This is a genomic window from Microbulbifer maximicatervae (SeqCode) (assembly GCF_052466985.1).
The window spans coordinates 3,430,964-3,454,624 of sequence record NZ_CP174298.1 but is presented as its reverse complement, the minus strand read 5'-3'; the positions used below and the strand labels follow the sequence as shown (position 1 = coordinate 3,454,624).

Sequence of the window (23,661 nt, the reverse complement as noted above, 5' to 3'; positions counted from 1 at the left end):
CAGGGCAGAAAAATTAATTCCCCAAACGAAAAAAGGCCGACTCTTGCGAGTCAGCCTTTTTGGAATTGGTGCCCAGGAGAGGACTTGAACCTCCACGACCGTTAGGTCACTAGCACCTGAAGCTAGCGCGTCTACCAATTCCGCCACCTGGGCAAATCAACGTGTGCTCCGTTGAGGACGCGAACTATAGAGATCTGCCCCCCCTGTGTCAACGGCTGCGTTGCGCTTTTTTCATCATTTTTTTCTTAGGTCGGGAAAATTGGCGAAATCGCTTATAATGCGTGCAATAGCGGCGAATTATTGACCAGGAATCCACCACCAACGCTGCCTTTCTTTATGGCCGGATAATCTCCGGAGGTTGCCAAACCCAGGCAACTGCCCAACAACGGATGCTGTTTTGACTCAAAAAAATACCTCAGACCCTTTCAATGCTGACCCTCATGCCCAGCGCGAGGCAAAGAAATACGAAAAGCCCGTGCCCAGTCGGGAGTACTTGCTGCAAATTCTGGAAAAACAAGCGGAGCCTGTACCCTGGGAAACGGTGGCTGATTTACTCGAATTGGCCGACGAGGATCGTCGCGAAGGGGTAAGGCGCCGTTTGATCGCCATGTCCCGGGATGGGCAGATTGCAAGCAACCGCGCCGGTGATTTTGGTGTACTGGATAAAATGAGCCTGATACGCGGCCGGGTTATTGGGCACCGGGATGGCTTTGGTTTTGTTATCCCCAGTGATGGTGGCACCGATCTATTTTTATCCCATCGACAGATGCGTAAAGTCTTTGATGGTGACGAGATATTAGTGCGGGAAACCCCCGGAGGTTTTCGCGGTAAACGCGAGGGCGCTGTTGTTAGGGTGATCAAGCACAATACCGAGCAGCTGGCCGGGCGCCTGTACCGGGAAAACGGCATTTGTTTTGTGCGCCCGGATAATCCGCGCATTAACCTGGATATTATGGTGGCCTCTGAGGACACCGCCGGAGCTGATCACGGCCAGTATGTTGTAGTAAAAATAGTTACCCAACCGGGCAGGGATAAAGTGCCGCAAGGTAAGGTTAGCGAAATTCTCGGTGACCACCTCGCTCCGGGTATGGAGATCGATGTTGCTATTCGCAACTACGGAATTCCCCACACCTGGCCCAGTGCACTGACGGCCGAGGTCAATGAAATCGCCGATGAAGTGCTTGAGGATCACAAAAAATCCCGGGTGGATCTTCGCCAGCTGCCGCTGGTTACTATTGATGGTGAAGACGCGCGGGATTTTGATGATGCGGTCTACTGCGAACTTTTACCCGATGGCAATTGGAAATTGCTGGTAGCCATTGCCGACGTTTCCCACTATGTACGTCCGGGTAGTGCGTTGGATGAGGAAGCGCACGGCCGTGGAAACTCGGTTTATTTTCCGGATTTCGTTGTACCCATGTTGCCGGAGAAATTGTCCAACGGTCTTTGCTCCCTAAACCCCGATGTTGATCGGCTGTGTATGGTGTGCGAAATGCACATCAACCGAAGCGGTGAAATTCAGGACTATCGTTTCTTTGAGGCGGTTATGCGCAGCCACGCGCGCCTGACTTACACCCAGGTAGGGCAAATACTCGATGAGCGGGATAACCGCGACAGTGGTGCCCGCAAGCAATTTGCGACCCTTACCCCACACCTGGACAACCTCCACGATCTTTACCTGGCGTTGCGCGAAGCGCGGGAGCGCCGGGGTGCTATTGACTTTGAGACGACTGAGACCCGGATAGTATTTGACGCCCAGCGAAAAATTGAGCGGATTATCCCGGTGGTGCGCAACGATGCTCACAAGCTGATCGAAGAGTGTATGCTCGCGGCCAATGTCTGCGCGGCGAGTCTGATGGAGCTATCGGAACTGCCCGCACTCTACCGGGTGCACGATGCACCCAAAGAGGAAAAGCTCAGTAATTTGCGCGAATACCTGGGTGAATTGGGGCTGCGCCTTCCCGGTGGTGGTAAGCCACAGCCCAAAGATTTCCAGGACCTGATGGAGCAGATCGAGGGCCGTGCAGATGCGCATATTATTCAGGTGATGCTGCTGCGCTCTATGAACCAAGCGGTTTACCAGCCGGAGAATCGAGGACACTTCGGTTTGGATTACCCGGCCTATGCCCATTTCACCTCCCCGATTCGCCGCTATCCGGATTTGCTCCTGCATCGAGCGCTGCGCTGGTTGATACGCAACGGCAGCGCCAACCAAGCTGCGGTGGCAAAAAAAGTTCACTCTGTGCCCGGTGCCAAACCGATAGCTCGCGAGCAGATTTTGCCCTACGACATGCCGGCCATGTTGCAACTTGGGGAGCAGTGTTCCCTGACCGAGCGGCGCGCCGACGATGCGACCCGAGATGTACTCAGCTGGCTAAAATGTGAATACCTGCAGGATCATGTGGGCGAAACCTATTCCGGTGTTATCAGTGCGGTAACCGGCTTTGGATTATTTGTGGAGTTGGATGATCTCTACGTGGAGGGGCTGATTCATGTCACCGCCCTACCCAAAGACTATTACCGCTTTGAGCAGGCGCACCAGCGTCTTATCGGGGAGCGCAGTGGCAAACGTTACCATTTGGGTGACTCTGTCACCGTGCAGGTTGCACGGGTGGATCTCGAAGAGCGCAAGGTGGATTTCACCTTGAATGAACTGGTCCCTCGCGCCAAGCGTGAGTCGAAGCAAAAGAAAGAGAGTACGCGGGTGAGTGCCCGGGCAATGGAAATGGCAGTAGAACATCAGTTGGAACGCGAGCGCCGGGGCCGCGATAAAAAAGAAAAGCCCAGTAATACCAGTGCTAACCCCTGGGCCAAGCATACCGAGACCACAGCCAAGCCCTCGCCTTTCCGCAAGCGCAAGGTAGGCTCAGATGAGGCTGTGCCAGTAGAGGCCAGTGTTGAAGCCCCTGTAGCAAAGCCGGAAAAAGAGCCTGCCAATAGGAGAGGGGAAGGCGGGCAAAGTGATGATGCCCAACCCAAGCGCAAGATTAAAAAACGTACCCCGACACGCAAGGGTGGAAAGCGACCTGCAGTGGCGGCTCGTAAAGCCGCGCAAAAGGCTGAAAACGCCAAAACCCGTTCGGGTAAATTAAAAAAGAAGAAAAAGGTTTCTTCTAGCAGTAAAAAGAAAAAGTGATCGAGGAATAAATTGAGTCAGGAAGTTATCTATGGCCTGCACGCAGTGCAGGCCCTTCTAAAAGGTTCTCCGCAGAATGTATCGGAGCTTCTGTTACTGCGTGGCCGCAAGGATCAGCGCCTGCAAAAAATAATCCAGCAGGCGGAAAAAAATGATATTGCCGTGCGCTTTATTGACCGGAGAGCGCTGGATGAAAAGGTTGAGGATGGTGCTAACCACCAGGGTGTTGTTGCCATCTGTTCTGGCAAAACAAAGGTACACGATGAAAAATTCCTGTTCGACCTGCTAAAACAACTGGATCAGCGCGGGGAAGTGCCCTTCTTATTGGTGCTGGATGGCGTGACGGACCCCCACAATCTGGGAGCCTGCCTGCGCTCGGCAGAGGCTGCCGGAGTCCATGCAGTAATTGCACCAAAAGACAAATCTGCCGGGCTGACGCCAACAGCTCGCAAAGTGGCCTGTGGTGCAGCTGAAGTATTGCCCTTTGTTACCGTGACTAACCTGGCTCGCGCATTACAGCAGCTGCAACAGGCGGGAGTGTGGATATATGGCGCAGCCGGTGAGGCGACACAGGATGTATACCAAAGCCAATTAACCGGCCCTCTGGCGCTGGTTATGGGGGCTGAGGGCAGCGGCTTGCGGCGCCTGACTAGGGAACATTGCGATCATTTGATCAAGATTCCTATGGCGGGAGAGGTAAGCAGCTTAAATGTTTCTGTTGCCACGGGTGTTTGCCTGTTTGAGGCCGTGCGTCAGCGCAACGGCTAAGGGGCCGGTATGACCTGTACTGGCTGGGGAGAATTTATCTCTGGGCGTACAGGTCGGTGCTTATGCCATTCATTACATTCATAACGTTTTTTCCAGATAGCCTGTGACGGACTATCGATAGGCTCCCTTTACCCTACTTATCACTAAATTGAATTGCGAAAAGCAAAGTTCGCACAATATTGGTGTGAAAATAATTTTCACTACTTCTTATCTGAAGTAATAAGTTTATTTTAGCCTGAGATCTAACTTTCTCGACATCTTTGGGTAGGTTATATCTTGATGTAGCTAAAGTAATAAAAGCAATCTGTAGTTAACCTGTTACCGAGAAATTACGGAAATTTTTGCCGAATGAATATTTGTAAAATCTCTTTTATTCGTGGGGATAAATGGTTGGTTAGGTTTTATTAATTTTATGCAGTGTTAATTGTTCTGCTATTTTTGTGGTAAAGGATTCTTAATGTTCAGATATTAGTAATTGGTTGTGTGCGATTTTTAATAATGCCTCTCTAATGTAGCTATAAAATAAAAAGTGGATTTAAGAGAGTGTTTGCCGATGGTGAGGATAGGCAAAACTTTTACTGAATTTTGGGCTTGGCTCCTTTCATTTGGTACTGGTGTATCTGAATGGTTTGTTCGTTTTTATTTAAATAATAAAATTTGGTCTTAATTGTTGGAGTGTCGAGTTTTAATAGTTTTTGTAGATTTAGAGTCGGCTGAAATATTTGTAATTTGAAAGCCATTTGAATTGCTATATGGCACTTGGCTTTTTATCATGTCGACTTTACTGGAGGGGGTTTATATGAACGGAGTTACAGGCCAATATCAATCTTGGCATTTGCACATTTTACGTTTCGGGTTATTCACGCTCACTATTGGCCTGCTCAGTGCTTGTGGCGGAGGGGGTAGCAGTAGTAATAAGGATACGGGCACGACATATCCTGTTCCTACTCCTATTACGCTGGAAAGTGTAGGGCTGGAACAAGATAGCACTAATGAATACCAGTATTTCCTAATGGCTTATTACAGTGACGACTCTTCTGTCGATGTAACTGAGGATGCGGACTGGTCTGTAAGTGACAGTAATTTGGCCACTGTTGATGCTGGGGTAATCACACAGCTGAAAGCAGGTTCACTCACTCTAACAGCAGTTTATGAAGGGGTGAGTTCAGAGGTAGATATTGAGTTGCCCGTCCTTCTTGAAAGTTTACAACTGAGTAGGGATACCACTAATTTTGATCAATATTACCTTACGGCCCACTATAACGATGACACCTCAGTGGAGGTTACCGAGGAGGCCGAGTGGTCGATCAGTGATACTAGTTTGGCAACCGTAGAGCTTGGCCTTATCACCGCCCTGCAGAGTGGCTCAGCGACTCTGAGCGCCTCATTTGAGGGCGAAACTGCGGATATGGAGATTGAGCACCTTGTCTATGTGCGTGAGATTGTTGCCACCCGCACCGAATTTGCAGCATTAAAAAATAATGGTTCGGTTGTTTCGTGGCCTGATGATTATTTTCCAGTAGATGTTAGCTTTAGTGATGTTAGTGCCAACCTAACCAGTGATGTAGTTGAAATCTATGCTACAGCTGCTGCTTTTGCGGCATTAAAGTCTGATGGTTCTGTTATCACCTGGGGGGAGGTTGATTATGGTGGGGATAACAGTGCTGTGAGTGCAAGCTTGGCTGATAATGTAGTTCAGATTTATCCAGGGACATATGCCTTTGCAGCATTGAAGTCTGATGGTTCCGTTGTGACTTGGGGGGGCAGTAGGGATGGCGGTGATAGCAGTGACGTTAGTGTTCAGCTGAGCAGTGGCGTTGAGGAAGTTTATACAAGAAAGGGGTACTCTTTTGCCGCCCGCAAAGCGGATGGTTCTGCCGTAAGCTGGGGGAGTAGAGGAGGGGATAGTAGTGCAGTTAGTGACGAAATCGCCAGTGATGTGGTGATGGTCTTTCCTGCAAGAAGTGCTTTTGCTGCACTTAAATCCGATGGCTCTCTTGTGACTTGGGGGAATTCGGGTGGCGATAGCAGTGCGGTGAGTACAGAAATTTCCAGTGATGTAGTCACTGTTTTTTCAACAAATTATGCTTTTGCTGCACTGAAGTCAGATGGTTCTGTTGTGACTTGGGGGGATAGTTCTCGCGGTGGAGATAGTAGTGCGGTGAGCGCAGAAATTTCCAGCGATGTGGTCACTGTTTTTTCAACCGATTATGCTTTTGCCGCACTCAAGTCAGATGGCTCTGTTGTTACATGGGGTGACGTTGATGGCGGTGGTGATAGCAGTAGTGTGAGTGATCAGTTGGTAGGAGACGTAGAAACAGTCTCTGCATCCTTTTATGCTTTTGCTGCTCTTAAGTCTGATGGCTCTGTTGTTACTTGGGGGGATAGTGAATACGGGGGTGATAGTAGTGAAGTAAGCTCTGAGCTGACTGGAGCTGTGGAAGTGATTCAGGCCTCTCCGCGTGGTTTTGCGGCAATAACGGGTAATGGGGCGGCAACTACTTGGGGTAATTGTGTTGCTGATAGCAGTAGTGTTAGTGATCAATTGTCGAATGGTGTGTTGACATTTACTGGAACTAATTGGGGGGGGTGTGCAGTGCTAAAAGACGATAAGTCTGTTGTGACTTGGGGAGATAGTTCTCGCGGTGGAGATAGCACTGATATTGATTTCTATTAGATAGAAATTTTATTGCTGAGGATAGAATCTATTTACTGACTACTAATAAATGTACCAATTGGTGATGTTTAAGGACTGGTAAATCTTGAGCCGACTATCAAAGCAAGCCTTGATAGTCGGCTCTTACCTTAAAAATACGTTGATTTTCCAATACTCACCTTTTGTATTAAATGCACTCCATCACTATTACTTTACAATTTAACGCCCAAGTAATTGTTTTATGGTTCTTTATTGGATATTCCAGTATTAGCTATTTAAGCAATAGTGTTTTTCCTGAGTCCTACTGAAGTTTTTATTTGAATTTCATATTGGGTTTTCATTATCTCAATATTTGTTTCTAGTTTATGCTTGTTCTTTTTATAGGAGTCACTCAAAAGGTTTTTCCGTGGGGCTTCCGTAGCTGGCAATAAATCGAACATCGATATGCCCCGGCTATATTTCCTCTATCTACGCCTCTTTAATAAAGGCAGAGTTCAGTGTGCCGTAGTCCAACGCCTTACTAAACAAATTAGTGTCACTTTTAACCGCTGCCAGCTGTTTTAATGATTCGCTTAAATGGCCGTAGATAGACTGGAATAATGCTGGTCCGGTACTAAAGCGCTTTATGCCTGCGGCAAAAAACTCCGATATAGGAGCAATTCCCGGAAGCAGCATAATATTGATTGGCAGGTCGATACCCGCTGCCAAACTCCTTGCCTCCTCAACTGAAGAGAGCCCAGGCACAAAGCCGCAGTCAGCACCGGCACTCTTATAAAGCTCTAACCTCTCTATGCACATATTTACCGCCTTATCACCGTTGGCGAGTGCATTGAGATAAACATCGGTACGGGCATTAATAAAAAGCGGGCGGCCGTTAAGTGCTTGGCGAATAGCGTTGATTTTTTCGCCGATAGATTCGGGGGTGTCGTTACCATCTTCAATATTGATGCCTGTAACTCCCAGCGCAACCATTTTACAGGCCAGCTCAGCTACCTGTTTGGGGTTTTGGGAATATCCATCTTCAATATCCACACTCAGAGGTAAAGAGGTCACCCTGGCAATCCGTGCGATTGCATTTAGGTGTTCCTCAACTGGCAGGGCACCGCCATCGGCATAACCCAACGACCAGGCGACGGCGGCACTGCTGGTACCTACCGCTTGGGCGCCTGTGTTTTGGCAGATTAAAGCGCTGGCAGCATCCCAGGCATTTGGCAGGATCAATGGGGCGTCAGTTTGGTGCAACTTGGTGAAGGTATTGAATGGGCTGTTGTTCATCGGGATAACCTACTTGAGCGATGTCGTTTGAGTGGTGAATTTACCGCTCAAGAGATTGATTCACTGGCCACAAACGGAACTGAACCGTGAAAACCGGAAAGACAATTAAGATTGTTGGCTGCGATGTGGTAGAGAGGTAGAGCGGACAGGTTCTATCAATACATGGCTAAGAAAGCTGTGAATTGCTTTCTTAGCCATACAGGAAAGACAGAAAAAGAAAAATCAGTTGAGAGCGGGATCTTTATGTAGCCACTGCTGTACCGCCTCAACTACGGGGGCGGGATTCTTGATCCAGCTGAGGTGAGGGTTGCCCTTGGGATAAGTGGGTTTCATCTCCCGGGTTTCACCACCGACGATCGCCGCTAATTTACGGGCGGCCTGAATAGGGGCGAAGGGGTCGCCGTCCAGCGCAATATGCAGGGTGGGCTGGCTTGTCTTTTCCATTTGCCCAAAGCGATCCTCTGGAGCAAAGCGGCCACTAAATATGGATCGGGCCCAGTCTTTCATCAGTCTGCGCGCTTCGCGCCAGCCGAATCCCATGCGCGCACCGGGGAAATAACCCAGCAGGCTTGAGGTCACACTGGCAATTGAGGCGAAGAGCAGGATGGCGTACTTGTGCAGACCACTCCAGCTGCGGTGGTCCACATGGCCGGAGGCGATGCTGACAACCTTGGCGTTACCAGTGAGGCCGGCGCGGGCTGCCAGGGTGCTGGTTTGACCGCCGATACTGTGGCCGAGAATCAGCGCTGGCCCCTGGGGGAATTGCTGTTCCAGCAGTTGGATTAACTGCGGGATAAACGAAAACACCAGATCGTTGTAGCCGTAGTCGGCATTTCGGTGGGGGCGTGGCAGGCTCTCCCCGGTGCCGGGCAATTCGCTGATGGCGGTGTTGTAACCGAGCTTTTGCAGTTCTTCCAAGAGCAGGCGGTAGCGGTTGGCCGGTACGCCCATCGCGGGAAGCACCAATACCAGGGGGCCTTCGCCGTTGTGTACTGTGGTTACTGGTACCTGGAAGGCGCCAAATTCTAATTGGTGGGTTTGTTGGGGCATGGTACTTCTCCCTTTAACAGTCCGGCATCATAGGCGAAGCCAGCTTGCCAAACCCATGACCAGACCGAGCAGTGCTGTGTCCCAATCCGCCAAATCCCAGAAACAAGGCGAGTGGCAGGGTAGTCATTTTGATCAGCTTGCAACCGGGTGGGCGAAGGCACAGGGCCTGATGCAACTGGTTAACTTGCAACCGGGTTAGCGAAGGCATTGGGCTGAAGTAATTGATCAACTTGCAACCAACTCCACAACTGCCTAGAATACGCCGCCCGCAATGGGCCCGGTTTATCCGTGCCCGTTGTACTCCTTGCCTCATCGGACTGTCCGAGAGGCTGATTAACCCGTAAGGAGCTAAAATGCGTCATTACGAAATTGTATTCCTGGTTCACCCGGACCAGAGCGAGCAGGTACCTGGCATGGTGGAGCGCTACACTGCGTCCATCAAGGAGAGCGGTGGACAGGTTCACCGTCTGGAAGACTGGGGCCGTCGCCGTCTGGCTTACCCGATCAACAAGATCCACAAGGCTCACTACATTCTGATGAACGTAGAATGTTCTGAAGAAGCCCTTGAGGAACTGACTACCAACTTCCGTTACAACGATGCGGTTATCCGTAATCTGGTAATTCGTGAAGACGAGGCGATCACTGAAGAGAGCCCGATCATGAAAGCGGAAAAAGAAAGCCGTGAGCGCAAAGCTGCCCGTGCAGAGCGCACCGAGCGTCGCGAGCGCGCCGGAGAAGAGAAAGCTTCTTCCGACGCTGCAGAAGCTTCTTCCGATAACGCTGAAAGCGAAGAGTAAGGGGATTATCAGATGGCACGTTTTTTCCGTCGTCGCAAGTTCTGCCGTTTCACCGCTGAAGGTGTTAAGCGTATCGACTACAAAGATCTCGATACCCTGAAAGCCTACATCTCCGAGACTGGCAAAATTGTTCCTAGCCGTATTACAGGTACCAAAGCCAAGTATCAGCGTCAGCTGGCCTCTGCGGTCAAGCGCGCTCGCTACCTGGCCCTGCTGCCGTACACGGACAGCCACGAAGCCTAAGCCGCAGTTTGCTTAGACTCATTAATAGAGAAGCTATCTAGATATGCGCGCCGTAGCTGAATTTATTATGCGCGGACGCGTCAGGGCGGTAATCCTCACCATGTTGGGGTTACCGCTGATAAGCCCGGCAATTCTCGCTCTGGTGAGTTTGCGTCGAGGCGGCAGTGACGGCCTGATGGTTTTGGCCTGGGCTCTGTTGCCGATTGTCGTTATGGGTATGAGTGGTCATGTACCACCACTGGTGACTGGTATATCCGCAGGCCATTTTGTTGCAGTTTTTTGCGGCGCCATGGCATTGCGCAGCAGTCGCTCCTGGGCCACTGGCCTGGTGGCTGTAACGGCGGTATCGGCAGCAGGCATATTGCTGACCTCTCTCTTCAGTGGAGGACTGATGCAAGGGTTCTTGCAGGCAGTCGAGAATGCAGCGGAACAGCCCAATACTGTTCCAATGGATGAACTGAAGCAGATATTTTCGGGTGAATTGCAAATTACCGGTTACCTGAGCCTGATTTCGGCGATAAGTACCACATTGGCTCTGGTACTGGGGCGTTACTGGCAGGCCCTGCTGTACAACCCCGGCGGTTTCCGCCAGGAGTTCCACCAGCTGCGCCTGCCCCTGTGGCTGTCAGCGACAAGCATGTTGTTGTGGGTAGTCAGCTTGGTAACCCCAGGCTATGCATTTTGGGGAGCGGTGATCGCGTTCCCGATGGTGGTAGCTGGTATTGCCCTGGTCCACTGGCTGGTTGCCAGTCGCGGTTGGGGGGTAGGTCCCCTGGTGGCGATGTACATCATGCTGGTGATTGGAGGGCTGCCCCTGGCGGGCTTCCTCTGCGGCCTGGCCCTGGTAGATAGCTGGATAGATATTCGCGGACGCTCTTCCAAATAAGCGCGCCCGCACAATACAGAAATTGAGGAAACCGAGATGGAAGTTATTCTGCTCGATAAAGTAGGCAAACTGGGCAACGTGGGTGACCGCGTTGATGTTAAAGCCGGTTTTGGCCGCAATTTCCTGCTGCCGACTGGTAAGGCAATTGCTGCTACCGCCGCTAACATTGCTGAGTTCGAAGCTAAGCGCGCTGAACTGGAAGCCGCTGCTGCCGCTAAGCTGGCTGAAGCTGAGAGCCGCGCTACCAAGCTGGCCGACCTGGTTGTTACCATCGCTGCTAACGCTGGCGACGAAGGCAAGCTGTTCGGTTCTATCGGCACTCGCGACATCGCTGAAGCGATCTCCGCTGGTGGCGTTGAAGTAGCTAAAGCTGAAGTTAAGCTGCCGGAAGGCGCGCTGCGCGAAGTGGGCGAGTACGACGTAGACGTACAGCTGCACTCCGACGTAATTGCTGCAGTTAAAGTCGTTATCGAAGCCGAGTAAGGTTTTGCTGACGAACGGTTGGTGCTTCGGGCGCCAGCCGCGCTACAATCGGGCGCTGCACCCTATCGGGTCCAGCGCCTGTTTTGTTTTTACTATCCAGTAAAGTCCCATGATCGACGAATACGCCGCCCCTGAAGAAGAGATCCACAGCGAAGAGAGTTCACCCCTGCCGCATTCGGTAGAGGCGGAGCAGTCTGTGCTCGGCGGCCTGATGCTGGACCCGGGCCGTATTGATGCCGTTGCCGAACAGCTGAGTGAAGAGGACTTCTTCAGTGCTAGCCACCGCAAGATCTTTGCGGTTATGGGCGAGCTGAGCAATGGCGAACAGCCCCTGGATATCGTTACTCTCGCCGAAGGCCTCGCCAGCCGCGACCTGCTCGGTGAAGTGGGTGGCCCCGCCTACCTGGCGGAATTGGCTGAAAACACTCCCTCCGCAGCGAATATCGTCGCCTACGCCAAGATCGTGCGTGAGCGCTCCATGCTGCGCCAGTTGATCGCCGCCGCCGGTGAGATCAGCCGCACCAGTTTTAATCCCGGTGGCCTCGCTTCCGCCGATCTGCTGCAGATGGCCGAGCGCCGCGTGGCGGAAATCGCCGAGGGGCGCGCCAAAGAGGGCGGCTTTGTCGGCGTGGATACCCTGCTGAAAAAGACCGTCGAGCGCATCGATGAGCTATTCAAGACCGAGGGTGATATCACCGGTATCAGTACCGGTCTTACCGAATTGGACCAGCGCACCTCCGGCTGGCAGCCGGGCGAACTGGTTATTCTCGCCGCGCGTCCCTCCATGGGTAAGACCGCACTGGCATTGAATTTTATCGAGAGCGCCATGCTCTGCCAGGAGAGCCCGACACTGGTCTTCAGTATGGAGATGCCCTCGGACAGCCTGGTGATGCGGATGTTGTCCTCTATTGGTCGTATCGACCAGGGGCGCATCAGGAACGGCAAGCTGCAGGAAGAGGATTGGCCCAAGCTATCCAGCGCCGTGCAGAAGATGAAAGGCAAGTCCCTATATATCGATGATACGCCGGCACTGAGTCCCAGCGAGGTGCGCGCCCGTACCAAGCGCACGGTGCGCGATCACATCAACAAATTGATGCGCGAGAACCCCAAGTTAAGCCGCGAAGACGCCGAGGCCAAGAGTATGCCCGCCATGATTATGGTGGACTACCTGCAGCTGATGCAGGTGAAGGGGTCTACTGAGGGCCGCACCCAGGAGATCTCCGAGATCTCCCGCTCTCTCAAGGCGCTGGCGAAAGAATACGAGTGCCCGGTGATTGCCCTGTCGCAGCTCAACCGGGGAGTAGAGCAGCGCCCCAACAAACGGCCGATGAACTCGGACCTGCGGGAATCCGGGGCGATCGAGCAGGATGCTGACGTGATCCTGTTTATCTACCGCGATGAATACTACAACGAGGACAGCCCGGATAAAGGGATGGCCGAGTTGATTATCGGCAAGCAGCGTAACGGTGAGATCGGCACCTGCCGCGCAGCCTTTGTGGGCAAATACACTCGCTTCGATAATCTGGCGCCGGAATACTACCAGGGCGAATAAGCCTTTCTGCTAGGTTTGCGGCTATCGAATATCCGAGCCTAGGGGAGCCACTTCTTGTTATCCGAGCAAAAGATCCGCGCACTGGTGCTGCAACGCCAATTTATCCACAGCTCTTGGACTGAGGGGTTGTCGGGGTTGTTGCAACACCTTGGCGCCCTACAGTTGGATGCTATCCAGCGAATTACCCGGGCCCATCACCACCAGCTCTACAATCGCCTGCCCCGTTACCGCGAGTCACACCTGGCTGAAGCTGAAGAGCGCCGCGAAATTTTCGAGTACTGGTCCCACGCCACTGCCTACCTGCCAATGGCCCACTACCCCTATGCGCGGGTGCGTATGGATCGTATCCGCGCCGGTCAGCGCCACTGGTTTGAAAAGAATGCCAAGCTGTGTCGCTATGTTCTCGATCGTGTGCGAGAGGAGGGCGCCCTGAGGGCCAGTGATTTTGTGCGCACCAAGAGTGGATGGTGGGAGTGGTCCGATGAAAAGAAAGCCCTGGAGCAGTTGTTTCATGAAGGTGAGCTGATGGTCAGCCACCGGGAGGGCTTTCAAAAAGTCTTCGATCTCCCGGAGCGGATACTGCCAGCAAAAATCTCGACCAGTGCTGCCTCGGAAATTGAGTATGGTAGCCATCTGGTGCGCACTTTCCTGGGGTGCCAGGGGATTGGCCGAGCGGAGGAAATTGCTTACCTGCGCAGGGACGACAAACCCCTTATCCAGCTGGCAATTAAGCGCATGTTGGCAACCGGTGAACTCACCCAGTGGGGGAAAGAGCTGATGCTCACCGAGCATCTGGATTGGGAGCCAGTACGACCATCGCGCAAAGTGCGCCTGTTATCCCCATTCGACCCAGTGATATTGCAGCGCAAACGCCTGCGCCGGCTGTTTGATTTTGAATATCAATTGGAGTGCTATGTACCGGCGGCCAAGCGCCGCTATGGCTATTTTTGCCTGCCGATTTTATACGGCGATCAATTCGTGGGGCAGGTGGACTTGAAGGCTGACCGGGATGCGGGTGTATTGCGGGTAGAGGCCCTGCACTGGGACAAGAAACCCGGTGTCTCGCTGGAGGCGAGTTACCACCGGGCTCTGGGGCAGTTTGCCCGTTTTCACGGGCTGGAAAGCGAAGCTGCGCTTACAGCTTGACGACTACGTAGACCTCCTGGCCATCGCGCTGGGTCGGCATAAAGTAATTGCCGCCATAGCGGTAGTACTGGATGCCATTGATAATTTCAGCGGCGTAGCCATTGGGTAGGGTTTCCACCACTTGTCCGGGCTGGAAACCCTGCGGGCCCGGGTTCGGGGTTGCAGGCACAGTAGCGGGAGCTACTGCCGTTGCAACAGGAACGGCTACAGCCGGCGCAGGCGCTGGAACAACGGCCACGGGTGCTGGAGCTACAGCCACTGCAGGTGGTGCTACTACGACATAAGTTCGGGTAGCAGGGTACCACTGATAGTAGGCGTTGCCATACTTGTAATAAGTAACCCCGCCTACATGGACTCTTACCGCACTGGCTGGCAGGGTGACTACCGAGGCGCCCAGGGGGGCAGCGACAACGACGTAACCACGGGGACCGTGGCGGTAGAAGTGTCCGCCATGGTAGTAAAAGGGACGTCCGCCAACTGCGACACGCACATGGCCAACGGGTAGTACGGGCGCAACAAATCCGATCGAAACACGAGGCCCGCGATAAACTCCGGCCTTGGGAGGGGGCGGTGGTGGGTGCTTGTGGTGTTGTCGTTCATAGCCGCGAGCGTCTGCCGGTGGGCTAAAGGCAAAAGCGGCCAGTGCCAGAAATGCACTAGCGCCGATTATGATACTCAGTTTATTCACAGTCTCTCCAGCGAAGTGATTACTCACATTTGACATACTAACCCTTATCCTGACATTTAAGACAGGTTAATCGGTTAAGAATTGTCAAAGTGCCGGAGGCTGGATCAGTGGTCAGCGGTTGCGCTGGATGATTCCCATCAGCTTATACATCAGCTGTGCGGCGGCAAAGTCATAGGCGTGAAAGCCCTCGATCGGCGCAAATTCCAGCAGATCGAAGCCAATTATCTCTCTTTGTCGCGCAACAGATTCGAATAAGTTGAGGGTCTGGTACCAGCCGAGACCGCCGGGTACCGGGGTGCCGGTGGAAGGGAAGACCGATGGGTCCATACCGTCCACATCCAGGGTAAAGAAGACTTTCTTGGGGAAATTCTCCGGTAACTGGAATTCCTGCACGTTGTTGGGCACCAGTTGGTGGGCATCCAGGTAGCCCACGTTGTGGTCCTTGCGGGCTTGAACTTCCTCTTCGCAATAGGCGCGGATACCCAGCTGGAACAGGGGGACACCGGCTTCTACCACTAGACGCATCACGCTGGCGTGGCTGTGTTTGTGGCCCTCATAGCGATCGCGAAGATCGGCGTGGGCATCGATCTGCACCACGCCAAAATCGGTTTCACCGGCGTCCAGTAGCCCTTTGATAATACCCCAGGTCACCGAATGCTCACCGCCGATACCCACCGGCATCTTGCCAAGCGCCAACACTTCTTTGGTGGCGGCGGCGATATTCTCCATCACCTGTTCTGCAGGGCCGGAAACCGAGACCGGCGAGCGGGTGTAGATGCCCAGGTCACAGGGGTTGGAGAAGTTATCAAAAGTTTCCAGTTGCCAGGATGCTTCCAGGATGGAGGCCGGGCCCTTGCCGGTGCCGCCACCGTAGGAGACGGTCTCCTCATAGGGGATGGGGATAATGTGAAAGAGGGCGTCTTCCGGTTTCGGCTGCTCGATTTCGGAGCCGAGAAAAATAGGGTATTCGTTTTCTGACAACATCTACTGGTCCTCTGGCGGAGGCAATAACTCATTGCCTGCCGCACCTATCTCTATCGGCACTGTTTAGGAGAGGCGTTCCTTAAAATCTTCGTAGCCGAAAGTTTTGATCATCTTCAGGTCGTCGGTATCCGAATTCCACAGGGCGATAGCCGGTAGGGGGATACCGTTAAAAGTATTGGTTTTCACCATGGTGTAGTAGGCCATTTCCTCGAATACCAGTCGCTCGCCAATCCGCAGTGGTTGACTGAAGCTGTATTCGCCGATGCTGTCGCCGGCCAGGCAACTCTGTCCGCCCAGGCGATAGGTGTGGGGTAAGTCACCGGGGCGAGCGGCACCGGTAATTTCCGGTCGGTAGGGCATTTCCAGAACATCGGGCATATGGCAGGTGGCAGAAGCGTCGAGGATGGCTTGGTTTTCACCATTCCAGGCGATATCCACTACCTCAGCTACAAGGACTCCTGCGAACAGGGAGATGGCCTCACCGGGTTCCAGGTAGACCTGTACACTGTGCTTGTCGGAAAAGCTGCGCACCGCTTCGACCAGCTCATCCACCTGGTAATCCCGGCGAGTAATATGGTGGCCGCCGCCGAAATTAATCCACTCCATTTGTGGTATCAGATCGCCAAACTTCTCCTCCACGGCAGCGATTGTGCGCTGCAGAGGTTTGAAATCTTGTTCACATAACGTGTGGAAGTGCAGGCCGCTGATGCCTTCGAGGGATTCCCCTTCAAACAGCGAGCGCACGATGCCCAGGCGCGAACAAGGGGCGCAGGGGTCGTAGAGATCGGTGTGGCCCTCGGAGTGCTCGGGGTTGATACGCAGGCCAAAACGCAGCTCTGGCCGCTGCTGTTGCATATCCAGGCACAACTCCCGAAAACGCTTCCACTGGGAGAAGGAATTGAAAATTACGTGGTGGGCAAATTGCAGTATTTCCCGCAGTTCCTCATCCTTGTAAGCGGCACTGAAGACATGAACTTCCTTGCCTTTGTCGCGACCGCCGTACTCCTCGAACCCCAGTTTGGCTTCGTGCAGGCCACTGGCACAGGTCCCGGATAGATATTCAGCCACGATGGGCCCGGTGCTGAACATGGAAAAGGCCTTGAGCGCTGCCAGTACCTTGGCACCGCTGCGTTCCTGTACATCGGCGAGCAATGCCAAATTATTGCGCAGGGCAATTTCATCGATCACAAAACAGGGAGAGGGAACGCGGTAGGGATCGAAGCTGCCGAAATAGTCAACGGGGGGAGTGAGGTCCATGGTGCGTTATATCCTGGTGCGGCGGGGCGGGCACTGGAGTCCGCCCCGCTAGGTCGGGAAAGAAGCGATTTACTGGAAGGGCTTATCCAACCAGGTTTCTTGCCAGGGCAGGCCGTACTTGTTCAGGTCATCCATAAAGGGATCTGGATCCATCTGCTCCATATTCCACACGCCGGGCTTCATCCACTTGCCTTCCAGCATCATCTTGGCACCGATCATGGCCGGTACGCCGGTAGTGTAGGAGATCGCCTGGGATTGAACTTCCTGGTAGCAGTCCTGGTGGTCGCAGGTGTTGTAGACGTAGTAGATTTTCTCTTCGCCGTCTTTGGTGCCCCGAATAATGTTGCCGATGCAGGTCTTGCCCTTGGTCAGCGGGCCGAGGCTGGCGGGATCTGGCAGCAGCTCTTTAAGGAACTGGATAGGTACAATTTGCTGGCCCTGGAATTCCACTGGCTCAATGCCGGTCATACCGACGTTCTGCAGAACTTCCAGGTGCTTCAGGTAGCTCTCGCCAAAGGTCATCCAGAAGCGCGCGCGCTCAATTTCCGGAAAGTGCTTGGACAGGGATTCCAGCTCTTCGTGGTAGAGCAGGTAGATATCCTTATCGCCAATGCCTTCTGGGAAGTTGAATACGCGTTTCTCTTCCATCGGCTTGGTGGTAACCCACTGGCCATTTTCCCAGTAGCGACCGTTGGCGGTGATCTCGCGGATATTAATTTCCGGGTTGAAGTTGGTGGCGAACGGCAGGCCGTGGTCGCCGGCATTACAGTCGAGAATATCCAGGGTGTGGATACGATCGAAGTGGTGCTTCTTGGCGTAGGCGGTAAATACGCTGGTGACGCCGGGATCGAAGCCGCTGCCCAGCAGTGCCATCAGGCCGGCTTTCTCAAATTTCTCCTGGTAGGCCCACTGCCACTTGTACTCGAACTTGGCCTCTTCCGGCGGTTCGTAATTGGCAGTATCCAGGTAGTGCACGCCGGTTTCCAGGCAGGCATCCATAATGTGCAGATCCTGGTAGGGCAGGGCCACGTTGATGACCAGGTCCGGCTTCACTTTTTCGATCAGCTTTACCAATTCAGGCACATTGTCCGCATCTACTTCAGCGGTGTCGATTTTGCGCGGCAGCATAGCGGCAATCTTGTCGCACTTGCTTTTGGTGCGGCTTGCCAGGGTGATATTTTCAAATACCTCAGCAACCTGTGCGCACTTGTGCGCAACCACCTGGCCGACACCGCCGGCGCCGATGATCAGTACGTTGGCCATAAAGATCTCCTTAAATCTGCGGCTAATGTTACCGCTATATTCTCAAAGGCGTTGGCGCCTCATTTTTAAAATTTATTTTTCAAAGTAGGTGTAACCGCTCATGCTGGCGGTATAGGTTTGCAAAATCTGTTTGCGTTGGGCGGCGGTAATCAACCCCTGCTTGACGGCGCGTTCTGCCAGGCGGCGGAAGCGCTCAAACAGCGCCTTGGGCTGGTATTCCACGTAGCTTAACACGTCAGAAATACTGTCACCGTGAATCTCGTGGCTGAAGTCTATGCTGCCGTCTTCCTGGATGCGCACACTCACAACATTGGTGTCCCCAAACAGGTTGTGCAGGTCACCCAGGGTCTCCTGGTAGGCGCCAATTAAGAAGGTGCCGAGAATATAGTCCTCGCCATCCTTTAGCTCGTGTAAAGGCAGGGTTTTCTGCTCTTTTTCCCGGCCAATAAAGCGGTCGATCTTACCATCACAGTCACAGGTGATGTCGGCGATGATGGCGGAGCGCGTCGGGGCTTCGTCCAGGCGGTGGATCGGCAGCAGTGGGAATACCTGATCGATAGCCCAGATGTCCGGTACCGATTGGAATACGCTCACATTGGCGTAGTAGATATCCGACAGTACCTCCGGCAGAGCTTGCAGATCTGCGGGAATCTCTTCGGCCTCATCGAGTAATTTGCGAATATCCTGGGCGCTCTGCAGGAACAGGTTTTCCGCATTGGCGCGTTCGCGCAAGCTCACCTGGCCGTGCAGATACAGAGAGCGCACTTCATCGCGGTAGTAGAGTGCGTCGTTGTAACTCTCTTGCAGGTTTTTGGGAGTGATACTGCGCACTGCGTCCTGCAGGTTGAGCAGCATCTGGTGGTCACCTTCGCTGATCTTGGTGTGCTCCAGCTCCACCGGCTCGAAACGGGTAGTGTCGAGAATATCGAATAGCAGTACAGAGGAGTAGGCTACAGTGGCGCGGCCGGATTCGGTGATAATCACCGGATGTTCGACTCCCTCGCTATCGAGGGTGCCCATAATGGCTTCCACTACATCGACACAGTACTCGTCCAGGGAGTAATTCTTTGAGTGGGTGTAATTGGTCTTGCTGCCATCGTAATCCACCGCCAGGCCACCGCCCAGATCCAGGTAGCCCATGGGTGCGCCTTCTTCCACCAGATCGGCGTAGTAGCGGCAGGCTTCCAGAACTCCGGTGCGGATGTCGCGGATATTCGGTACCTGTGAGCCCAGGTGATAGTGCAACAACTTGAGACAGTCGAGCATATCGTGGTTGCGCAGTTGATCGACCATGGCGATCAGGTCGTTACTGCCCAGACCGAAAATACTGCGGTCGCCACTGGTCGCATTCCAGTAGCCGCCCACCTTGGAGGCGAGTTTTACCCGTGCGCCGATATTGGGGCGCACCTGCTCGCGCTCGGCGCAGCGGATAATGGTCTCCACTTCCGAGGGCGTTTCCACGACGAAGAAAACCTGTACGCCCAGGCGTTGGGCCTGCAGTCCGAGGTTAATAAATTCCTCGTCCTTATAGCCGTTGCAAACGATCAGGGATTCGGTGTTATCCAGAATGGATAGGGCAGCGATAAGTTCTGCTTTACTGCCCGCCTCCAGGCCGTGGTTAAAGCGGCGGCCGGCATTGGCAATTTCTTCAATGACCTGACACTGCTGGTTCACCTTAATGGGGAACACGCCGCGAAAAACATTGCCGTAGCCGCAATCGTCGATAGCGCGAGCAAAGGATTCGTTAATCCGGGCGATCTGCGCTTCGAGTAAATTCTCAATACGCAATAGCAGGGGCATACCCAGGCCGCGCTCGGTGGCGCCTCGGGCAATGTCCATCAGCGAAACACTGTGTGTTACCCCGTTGGGGCCGTCGACTTGCAGTGAAACTTCACCATTTTCGTTCAAATCGAAATATCCGGCGCCCCAATTGCGGATGCCGTAGAGCTCGGCCGAATCTTCGCAAGTCCAGTCTTTTACTTGTTGCTTTTTCATGGCGCCTTTCTGTTGATATTGGCGGGCGCGAATCTTGGGCCCAGCAGGGCCGGAAAGCAATAACTATAGATAAAAAAACGCTAATTTTTGCGCACTGAAAAGTAAATGGGGAGCGAGTGGATGGCCAGCTCTTTTGCACTCTGCGACAGGGGACTTAAGAAGGTGATTGATCTGCGCAAATTTGAGTAAAAAAAGGCGGCCCGAGGGCCGCAGGGAGGGGGGGATTGGGTAATCAGTAATAGGTCGGCTTGGGGACAACCCGGTAGCCGCGGTGGCTATGGTCCCACAGGTAGTAGGTGTCATAGGCCACGTAGTAATTGTGTCCACCGGCTACCACGGTCAGTGCTGATGCTGGCAGGCTGTGCACGATAGCGCCGTGGGGGGCCTGGGCTACTACGTAGCCGTGAGAAGCCGGGCGATAAAAAATTCCATCGCTATAGTAGAAGCCCGCTGTTCCGATACTGATACTGACGAAATTACGCGGCAGGTGGCGCCAGCGGTAGCCATAACCGTAGTGCGAGGGACGGTAGTGGGGGCGGTGGCCGCGATAACCGTGGCGGTAAACCGGTCTGTGTGCCGCGCGATATTCGTGGCGGTGGCCCTGCTTGTGGCCTTTTCTATGCCCTTTGTTATAGCCTTTGTTGTAGCCCTCTTTATAGGCGTGGCGAACTTCGCGGCGGTGCTGGCGCTCCTCTCTGCGTTCACGTCTGCGCTCTTCTTTCTTGCGCTCTTGTCTGCGGCGTTTCTTTTCCTGCTGGCGGTCGTGATGCTTGTCGTGCTGTTTCTTTAAATGGCGCTGCTCGCGTTCGGCTCTTCCATATTTGTGGTGGTCGTCCATGGCGCGCTGGTGCCCGCGATGTGACTCGGACAGGGCGGGTGCTGCGATCAGCAGCAGACTTAGGGTGGCGATGGCAGTAGTGAGGTGTTTCATAACATCTCTCCCGAGCGTGGGGCTCTTTTCTTTCAGATCAGGTCTTTTGTGTATCTTGGCGTGAAGTTTGCCCTGGCGGGTCTGAACACTTCCTGAACTGAATGGGGTAAAATTCGGCGGCAGTCGACGGCGTAGATTGTGACTAATAGTTCAGGTATGGGTAGAGATTGTCTGGTGGGGCCACAGGCTGGATTCTGCGGCGAAATCTTATTGAGAGCGGCAATTTTGCTATGTTGAGACACCTGGTCTCAGCGAGTATGATGCCGCGCTGATTCATAGTGAGCGGTAGCAAGATGCAAGTCTTCCACCACGTAGCAAGTCTGCGCGAGGCGCTGGCCCAGGCCCGCAAAGACGGCAAGACCGTCGGCTTTGTGCCAACCATGGGCAATCTGCACGATGCCCATATAGAGCTGGTCAAAATCGCCCAGCAACACTGCGATCTGGTTGTGGTATCCATCTTCGTCAACCGACTGCAATTCGGTTTGAATGAGGATTGGGATAAGTATCCGCGCACTATGGAGCGGGATATGGCCAGCCTGCGGGAAGCGGACTGTGACTTCCTGTTCCATCCGGATGAGAGTGAGATTTACCCCAACGGCATGGACCAGCAGACCCGCGTGGTTTGTCCGGCGATGACCGATGTCCTGTGCGGCGCCAGCCGACCGGGTCACTTTGAAGGGGTCACCACCGTAGTTTCGAAGCTTTTCAACATTGTGCAGCCGGATAAGGCTATTTTCGGGATTAAGGATTTCCAGCAGTTAGCAGTGATCCGCCGTATGGTGGAAGACCTGTGTATGCCGGTGGAAATTGTGGCGGCGCCGGTGCATCGTGAGGAAGATGGCTTGGCAATGAGCTCTCGGAATGGTTATATCACTGCGGAAGAGCGACCGAAGGTTGCTGTACTCAACCAGTTACTTAACTGGGCTAAGGATGAAATTGTGGCTGGACGCCGGGATTTCGCCGACCTCGAGACAGAGGCGCGCAAGCGAATTGAAGAGAGTGGCTTTCGAGTTGACTACTTCTCCATCTGTTACAGCAAGGATTTACAGCCAGCGGCAGATGATGATAAAGAAATCACGATCCTGGGAGCTATGTACACCAGTGCAGCGCGCCTGATCGACAATGTTTCCCTGGAACTCTGAGGGGCATCCAACTATGCAAATTGAAATGTTGAAGTGCAAGTTGCACATGGCCGCAGTGACTCAGGCCGAACTCTGGTATGACGGTTCCTGTGCAATTGATGAGGACCTGGTAGAACTGGCTGGCCTGCGCGAATTCGAGAAGATCGATATTTACAATGTGAGTAATGGTGAGCGCTTCCACACCTATGTGATCCTCGCCGAGCGCGGTTCCGGTATTATCTCCATGAACGGCGCCGCTGCACGTAGAGTGCAGGTGGGTGACCGCATTATTATCGCTTCCTATGCGCAGATGACAGAGGGCGAAGCCGATAACCACAAGCCCAAGCTGGTCTACCTGGATGAGAACAACAAAGTAGAGCGCAGCACTAATACGATTCCGGTTCAGCTAGCCGAAGCCTGACTCTTCTCGCTACAGGGCGTTGTGCCCTGTAGCACTCCCGCCACTTATTGACCAGACATTAATAACACTTCCTGATTAAACCTCTTTTCCAAGTAGGACTCGTCCAGGGTGTAGTGCCAGAGGTTTTTCTTTTGTCCTTTAGCTAAAGCGATTTCGCCGATTCTGCCAGGGTTATATTTGATCGGTTGGGCGAGTTGGTATTTGGCGATGGGGTCCCGATAGGCCTCCTCTAAAGGAATTATCTCCCAGCCTTCCTTCCTCAGTCGTTCAGCCAGATCACCAATAAACAGGGCTGAAATGTCCATTTCATGCAACAGTATGACGTGCTTTGGGGAGCGCCCGAGATATTTAATTGCCATATCGTCGTAGTACTTAATACTCGCCATAAGAACGTCGACATAAAAATTGGAGAGTCTTTCCATATCAACTGATTTCCCATTTTTCACTGCCGTTTGGAAAAGTTCTTCGATATACCAGTCGTAGTTATTTAAAGTGATATAGGCGTTTTGATAGTTATTTTTCTGTAGTAGCCTCCGGATACCATCGCGTTTTTCGACAGTTTCGCCTTCGCGCAGATAGGGAAAGCGAAAATAGGGTTTAAAGTTGTCAAATTGTTGAAGCAGCTGGTGGGCCTGCAAAAAATCCGCTTGATAAGTGGATAGCCCTGTTTCCAGAAAGTTGGGATGGCTATGGGTGTGATTGCCAATAATATGCCCAGCCTTATCGTAGCGGTTCATCCGCTCCACCCCTTCCTTATCGAAGGATTGAGTATTGGAAAAGAAGGCTACTTTGCCAACTTTATATTCTTCTAAGTTTTCAATTAACGTTTTGGCCCGGGTTGGTCCATCAAAATAACCATCGGCTTTACGGGGGGCATCATCGAAAGTAATTGCCAGTTGTTTGGCGTTAGCGACTGGGAATGCCAATAAGTAAATTATCAATAATATGACTGAACGCTGCATGGTTTATTACTCTAATGAGTTTATTTACGAGCTGTTCGCCAGGCTAG

General features: G+C 53.0%; 20 protein-coding genes and 1 tRNA gene. 11 read left to right on the top strand and 10 right to left on the bottom strand.

What is annotated here, in order from left to right; translation table 11 throughout:
- Positions 1-66 precede the first annotated feature (66 nt).
- Positions 67-153, bottom strand: a tRNA-Leu gene (locus ACJJI3_RS15330).
- A gap of 244 nt (positions 154-397) precedes the next feature.
- Between ACJJI3_RS15330 and rnr the strand changes: the two genes are divergently transcribed.
- The 3 genes from rnr (at position 398) to ACJJI3_RS15315 (ending at position 6,581) form a co-directional block, all read left to right on the top strand.
- Positions 398-3,136 (top strand): ribonuclease R, encoded by a 2,739-nt coding sequence (rnr, locus tag ACJJI3_RS15325; protein ID WP_444940192.1) that lies wholly within the window; start codon positions 398-400, stop codon positions 3,134-3,136.
- A gap of 12 nt (positions 3,137-3,148) precedes the next feature.
- Entirely contained in the window at positions 3,149-3,904 is a 756-nt protein-coding gene (rlmB, locus tag ACJJI3_RS15320; protein WP_444914946.1) for a 23S rRNA (guanosine(2251)-2'-O)-methyltransferase RlmB, read from the top strand.
- A 772-nt stretch (positions 3,905-4,676) separates the two neighbouring features.
- The gene (locus tag ACJJI3_RS15315) at positions 4,677-6,581 is read left to right on the top strand and encodes an RCC1 domain-containing protein (protein WP_444940191.1); all 1,905 of its coding nucleotides are present in this window, start codon (positions 4,677-4,679) and stop codon (positions 6,579-6,581) included.
- 447 nt (positions 6,582-7,028) lie between these two features.
- On the opposite strand, the gene ACJJI3_RS15310 is transcribed toward ACJJI3_RS15315, so the two are convergent.
- Both ACJJI3_RS15310 and ACJJI3_RS15305 read right to left on the bottom strand, forming a co-directional pair.
- Entirely contained in the window at positions 7,029-7,835 is an 807-nt protein-coding gene (locus ACJJI3_RS15310) for an isocitrate lyase/PEP mutase family protein (protein ID WP_444940190.1), read from the bottom strand.
- A gap of 222 nt (positions 7,836-8,057) precedes the next feature.
- Positions 8,058-8,885, bottom strand: a complete 828-nt coding sequence (locus ACJJI3_RS15305) for an alpha/beta fold hydrolase (protein ID WP_444895409.1) — start codon at positions 8,883-8,885, stop codon at positions 8,058-8,060.
- A gap of 353 nt (positions 8,886-9,238) precedes the next feature.
- On the opposite strand from ACJJI3_RS15305, the gene rpsF reads away from it, so the two are divergent.
- The 6 genes from rpsF (at position 9,239) to ACJJI3_RS15275 (ending at position 13,992) form a co-directional block, all read left to right on the top strand.
- On the top strand, positions 9,239-9,682 hold the full coding sequence (gene rpsF, locus ACJJI3_RS15300) for a 30S ribosomal protein S6 (protein ID WP_282930240.1): 444 nt from the start codon (positions 9,239-9,241) through the stop codon (positions 9,680-9,682).
- A gap of 12 nt (positions 9,683-9,694) precedes the next feature.
- On the top strand, positions 9,695-9,925 hold the full coding sequence (rpsR, locus tag ACJJI3_RS15295; protein ID WP_108731487.1) for a 30S ribosomal protein S18: 231 nt from the start codon (positions 9,695-9,697) through the stop codon (positions 9,923-9,925).
- A 43-nt stretch (positions 9,926-9,968) separates the two neighbouring features.
- Positions 9,969-10,811: a hypothetical protein gene (locus ACJJI3_RS15290; RefSeq protein WP_444940189.1), complete on the top strand. Its 843-nt coding sequence runs from the start codon at positions 9,969-9,971 to the stop codon at positions 10,809-10,811.
- 36 nt (positions 10,812-10,847) lie between these two features.
- Positions 10,848-11,294, top strand: coding sequence for a 50S ribosomal protein L9 (rplI, locus tag ACJJI3_RS15285; RefSeq protein WP_282930238.1), 447 nt, complete (start codon positions 10,848-10,850; stop codon positions 11,292-11,294).
- 109 nt (positions 11,295-11,403) lie between these two features.
- Positions 11,404-12,846, top strand: coding sequence for a replicative DNA helicase (gene dnaB, locus ACJJI3_RS15280; protein WP_282930237.1), 1,443 nt, complete (start codon positions 11,404-11,406; stop codon positions 12,844-12,846).
- 54 nt (positions 12,847-12,900) lie between these two features.
- Positions 12,901-13,992: a winged helix-turn-helix domain-containing protein gene (locus ACJJI3_RS15275; protein WP_444940188.1), complete on the top strand. Its 1,092-nt coding sequence runs from the start codon at positions 12,901-12,903 to the stop codon at positions 13,990-13,992.
- Here ACJJI3_RS15275 and ACJJI3_RS15270 read toward each other — a convergent pair.
- The 6 genes from ACJJI3_RS15270 to ACJJI3_RS15245 all read right to left on the bottom strand — a co-directional run bounded on the left by ACJJI3_RS15270 (position 13,982) and on the right by ACJJI3_RS15245 (position 21,110).
- The gene (locus tag ACJJI3_RS15270; RefSeq protein ID WP_444940187.1) at positions 13,982-14,680 is read right to left on the bottom strand and encodes a DUF6515 family protein; all 699 of its coding nucleotides are present in this window, start codon (positions 14,678-14,680) and stop codon (positions 13,982-13,984) included. The genes ACJJI3_RS15275 and ACJJI3_RS15270 overlap by 11 nt on opposite strands.
- A gap of 111 nt (positions 14,681-14,791) precedes the next feature.
- Positions 14,792-15,664 (bottom strand): agmatinase, encoded by an 873-nt coding sequence (gene speB / locus ACJJI3_RS15265; protein WP_413664138.1) that lies wholly within the window; start codon positions 15,662-15,664, stop codon positions 14,792-14,794.
- Positions 15,665-15,727: 63 nt separating this feature from the next.
- A complete protein-coding gene (gene nspC / locus ACJJI3_RS15260) occupies positions 15,728-16,921 on the bottom strand; it encodes a carboxynorspermidine decarboxylase (protein ID WP_444940186.1) in 1,194 nt (397 codons plus the stop codon).
- A gap of 69 nt (positions 16,922-16,990) precedes the next feature.
- Positions 16,991-18,184 (bottom strand): saccharopine dehydrogenase family protein, encoded by a 1,194-nt coding sequence (locus ACJJI3_RS15255; RefSeq protein ID WP_444906588.1) that lies wholly within the window; start codon positions 18,182-18,184, stop codon positions 16,991-16,993.
- Between the two features lie 72 nt (positions 18,185-18,256).
- Positions 18,257-20,179 carry a biosynthetic arginine decarboxylase gene (gene speA, locus ACJJI3_RS15250; protein WP_413664140.1) on the bottom strand — a complete coding sequence of 641 codons (1,923 nt, stop codon included), beginning with the start codon at positions 20,177-20,179 and terminating at the stop codon, positions 18,257-18,259.
- Positions 20,180-20,411: 232 nt separating this feature from the next.
- On the bottom strand, positions 20,412-21,110 hold the full coding sequence (locus ACJJI3_RS15245) for a DUF6515 family protein (protein ID WP_413664141.1): 699 nt from the start codon (positions 21,108-21,110) through the stop codon (positions 20,412-20,414).
- A gap of 293 nt (positions 21,111-21,403) precedes the next feature.
- Between ACJJI3_RS15245 and panC the strand changes: the two genes are divergently transcribed.
- Both panC and panD read left to right on the top strand, forming a co-directional pair.
- Positions 21,404-22,252, top strand: coding sequence for a pantoate--beta-alanine ligase (panC, locus tag ACJJI3_RS15240; RefSeq protein ID WP_444895400.1), 849 nt, complete (start codon positions 21,404-21,406; stop codon positions 22,250-22,252).
- Positions 22,253-22,265: 13 nt separating this feature from the next.
- Positions 22,266-22,652, top strand: a complete 387-nt coding sequence (gene panD / locus ACJJI3_RS15235; protein WP_413664143.1) for an aspartate 1-decarboxylase — start codon at positions 22,266-22,268, stop codon at positions 22,650-22,652.
- 44 nt (positions 22,653-22,696) lie between these two features.
- Here the strand turns inward: panD and ACJJI3_RS15230 are convergent, their stop codons facing one another.
- On the bottom strand, positions 22,697-23,614 hold the full coding sequence (locus ACJJI3_RS15230) for a polysaccharide deacetylase family protein (RefSeq protein WP_444940185.1): 918 nt from the start codon (positions 23,612-23,614) through the stop codon (positions 22,697-22,699).
- Between the last annotated feature and the right edge of the window lie 47 nt (positions 23,615-23,661).

Bases quoted from the DNA above. Each gene is read 5' to 3' on its own strand.
- ACJJI3_RS15315 (WP_444940191.1), top strand. From the start codon at position 4,677: ATGTCGACTTTACTGGAGGGGGTTTATATGAACGGAGTTACAGGCCAA.
- ACJJI3_RS15310 (WP_444940190.1), bottom strand. From the start codon at position 7,835: ATGAACAACAGCCCATTCAATACCTTCACCAAGTTGCACCAAACTGAC.
- ACJJI3_RS15305 (WP_444895409.1), bottom strand. From the start codon at position 8,885: ATGCCCCAACAAACCCACCAATTAGAATTTGGCGCCTTCCAGGTACCA.
- rpsF (WP_282930240.1), top strand. From the start codon at position 9,239: ATGCGTCATTACGAAATTGTATTCCTGGTTCACCCGGACCAGAGCGAG.
- rpsR (WP_108731487.1), top strand. From the start codon at position 9,695: ATGGCACGTTTTTTCCGTCGTCGCAAGTTCTGCCGTTTCACCGCTGAA.
- ACJJI3_RS15290 (WP_444940189.1), top strand. From the start codon at position 9,969: ATGCGCGCCGTAGCTGAATTTATTATGCGCGGACGCGTCAGGGCGGTA.
- rplI (WP_282930238.1), top strand. From the start codon at position 10,848: ATGGAAGTTATTCTGCTCGATAAAGTAGGCAAACTGGGCAACGTGGGT.
- dnaB (WP_282930237.1), top strand. From the start codon at position 11,404: ATGATCGACGAATACGCCGCCCCTGAAGAAGAGATCCACAGCGAAGAG.
- speB (WP_413664138.1), bottom strand. From the start codon at position 15,664: ATGTTGTCAGAAAACGAATACCCTATTTTTCTCGGCTCCGAAATCGAG.
- nspC (WP_444940186.1), bottom strand. From the start codon at position 16,921: ATGGACCTCACTCCCCCCGTTGACTATTTCGGCAGCTTCGATCCCTAC.
- ACJJI3_RS15255 (WP_444906588.1), bottom strand. From the start codon at position 18,184: ATGGCCAACGTACTGATCATCGGCGCCGGCGGTGTCGGCCAGGTGGTT.
- speA (WP_413664140.1), bottom strand. From the start codon at position 20,179: ATGAAAAAGCAACAAGTAAAAGACTGGACTTGCGAAGATTCGGCCGAG.
- ACJJI3_RS15245 (WP_413664141.1), bottom strand. From the start codon at position 21,110: ATGAAACACCTCACTACTGCCATCGCCACCCTAAGTCTGCTGCTGATC.
- panC (WP_444895400.1), top strand. From the start codon at position 21,404: ATGCAAGTCTTCCACCACGTAGCAAGTCTGCGCGAGGCGCTGGCCCAG.
- panD (WP_413664143.1), top strand. From the start codon at position 22,266: ATGCAAATTGAAATGTTGAAGTGCAAGTTGCACATGGCCGCAGTGACT.
- ACJJI3_RS15230 (WP_444940185.1), bottom strand. From the start codon at position 23,614: ATGCAGCGTTCAGTCATATTATTGATAATTTACTTATTGGCATTCCCA.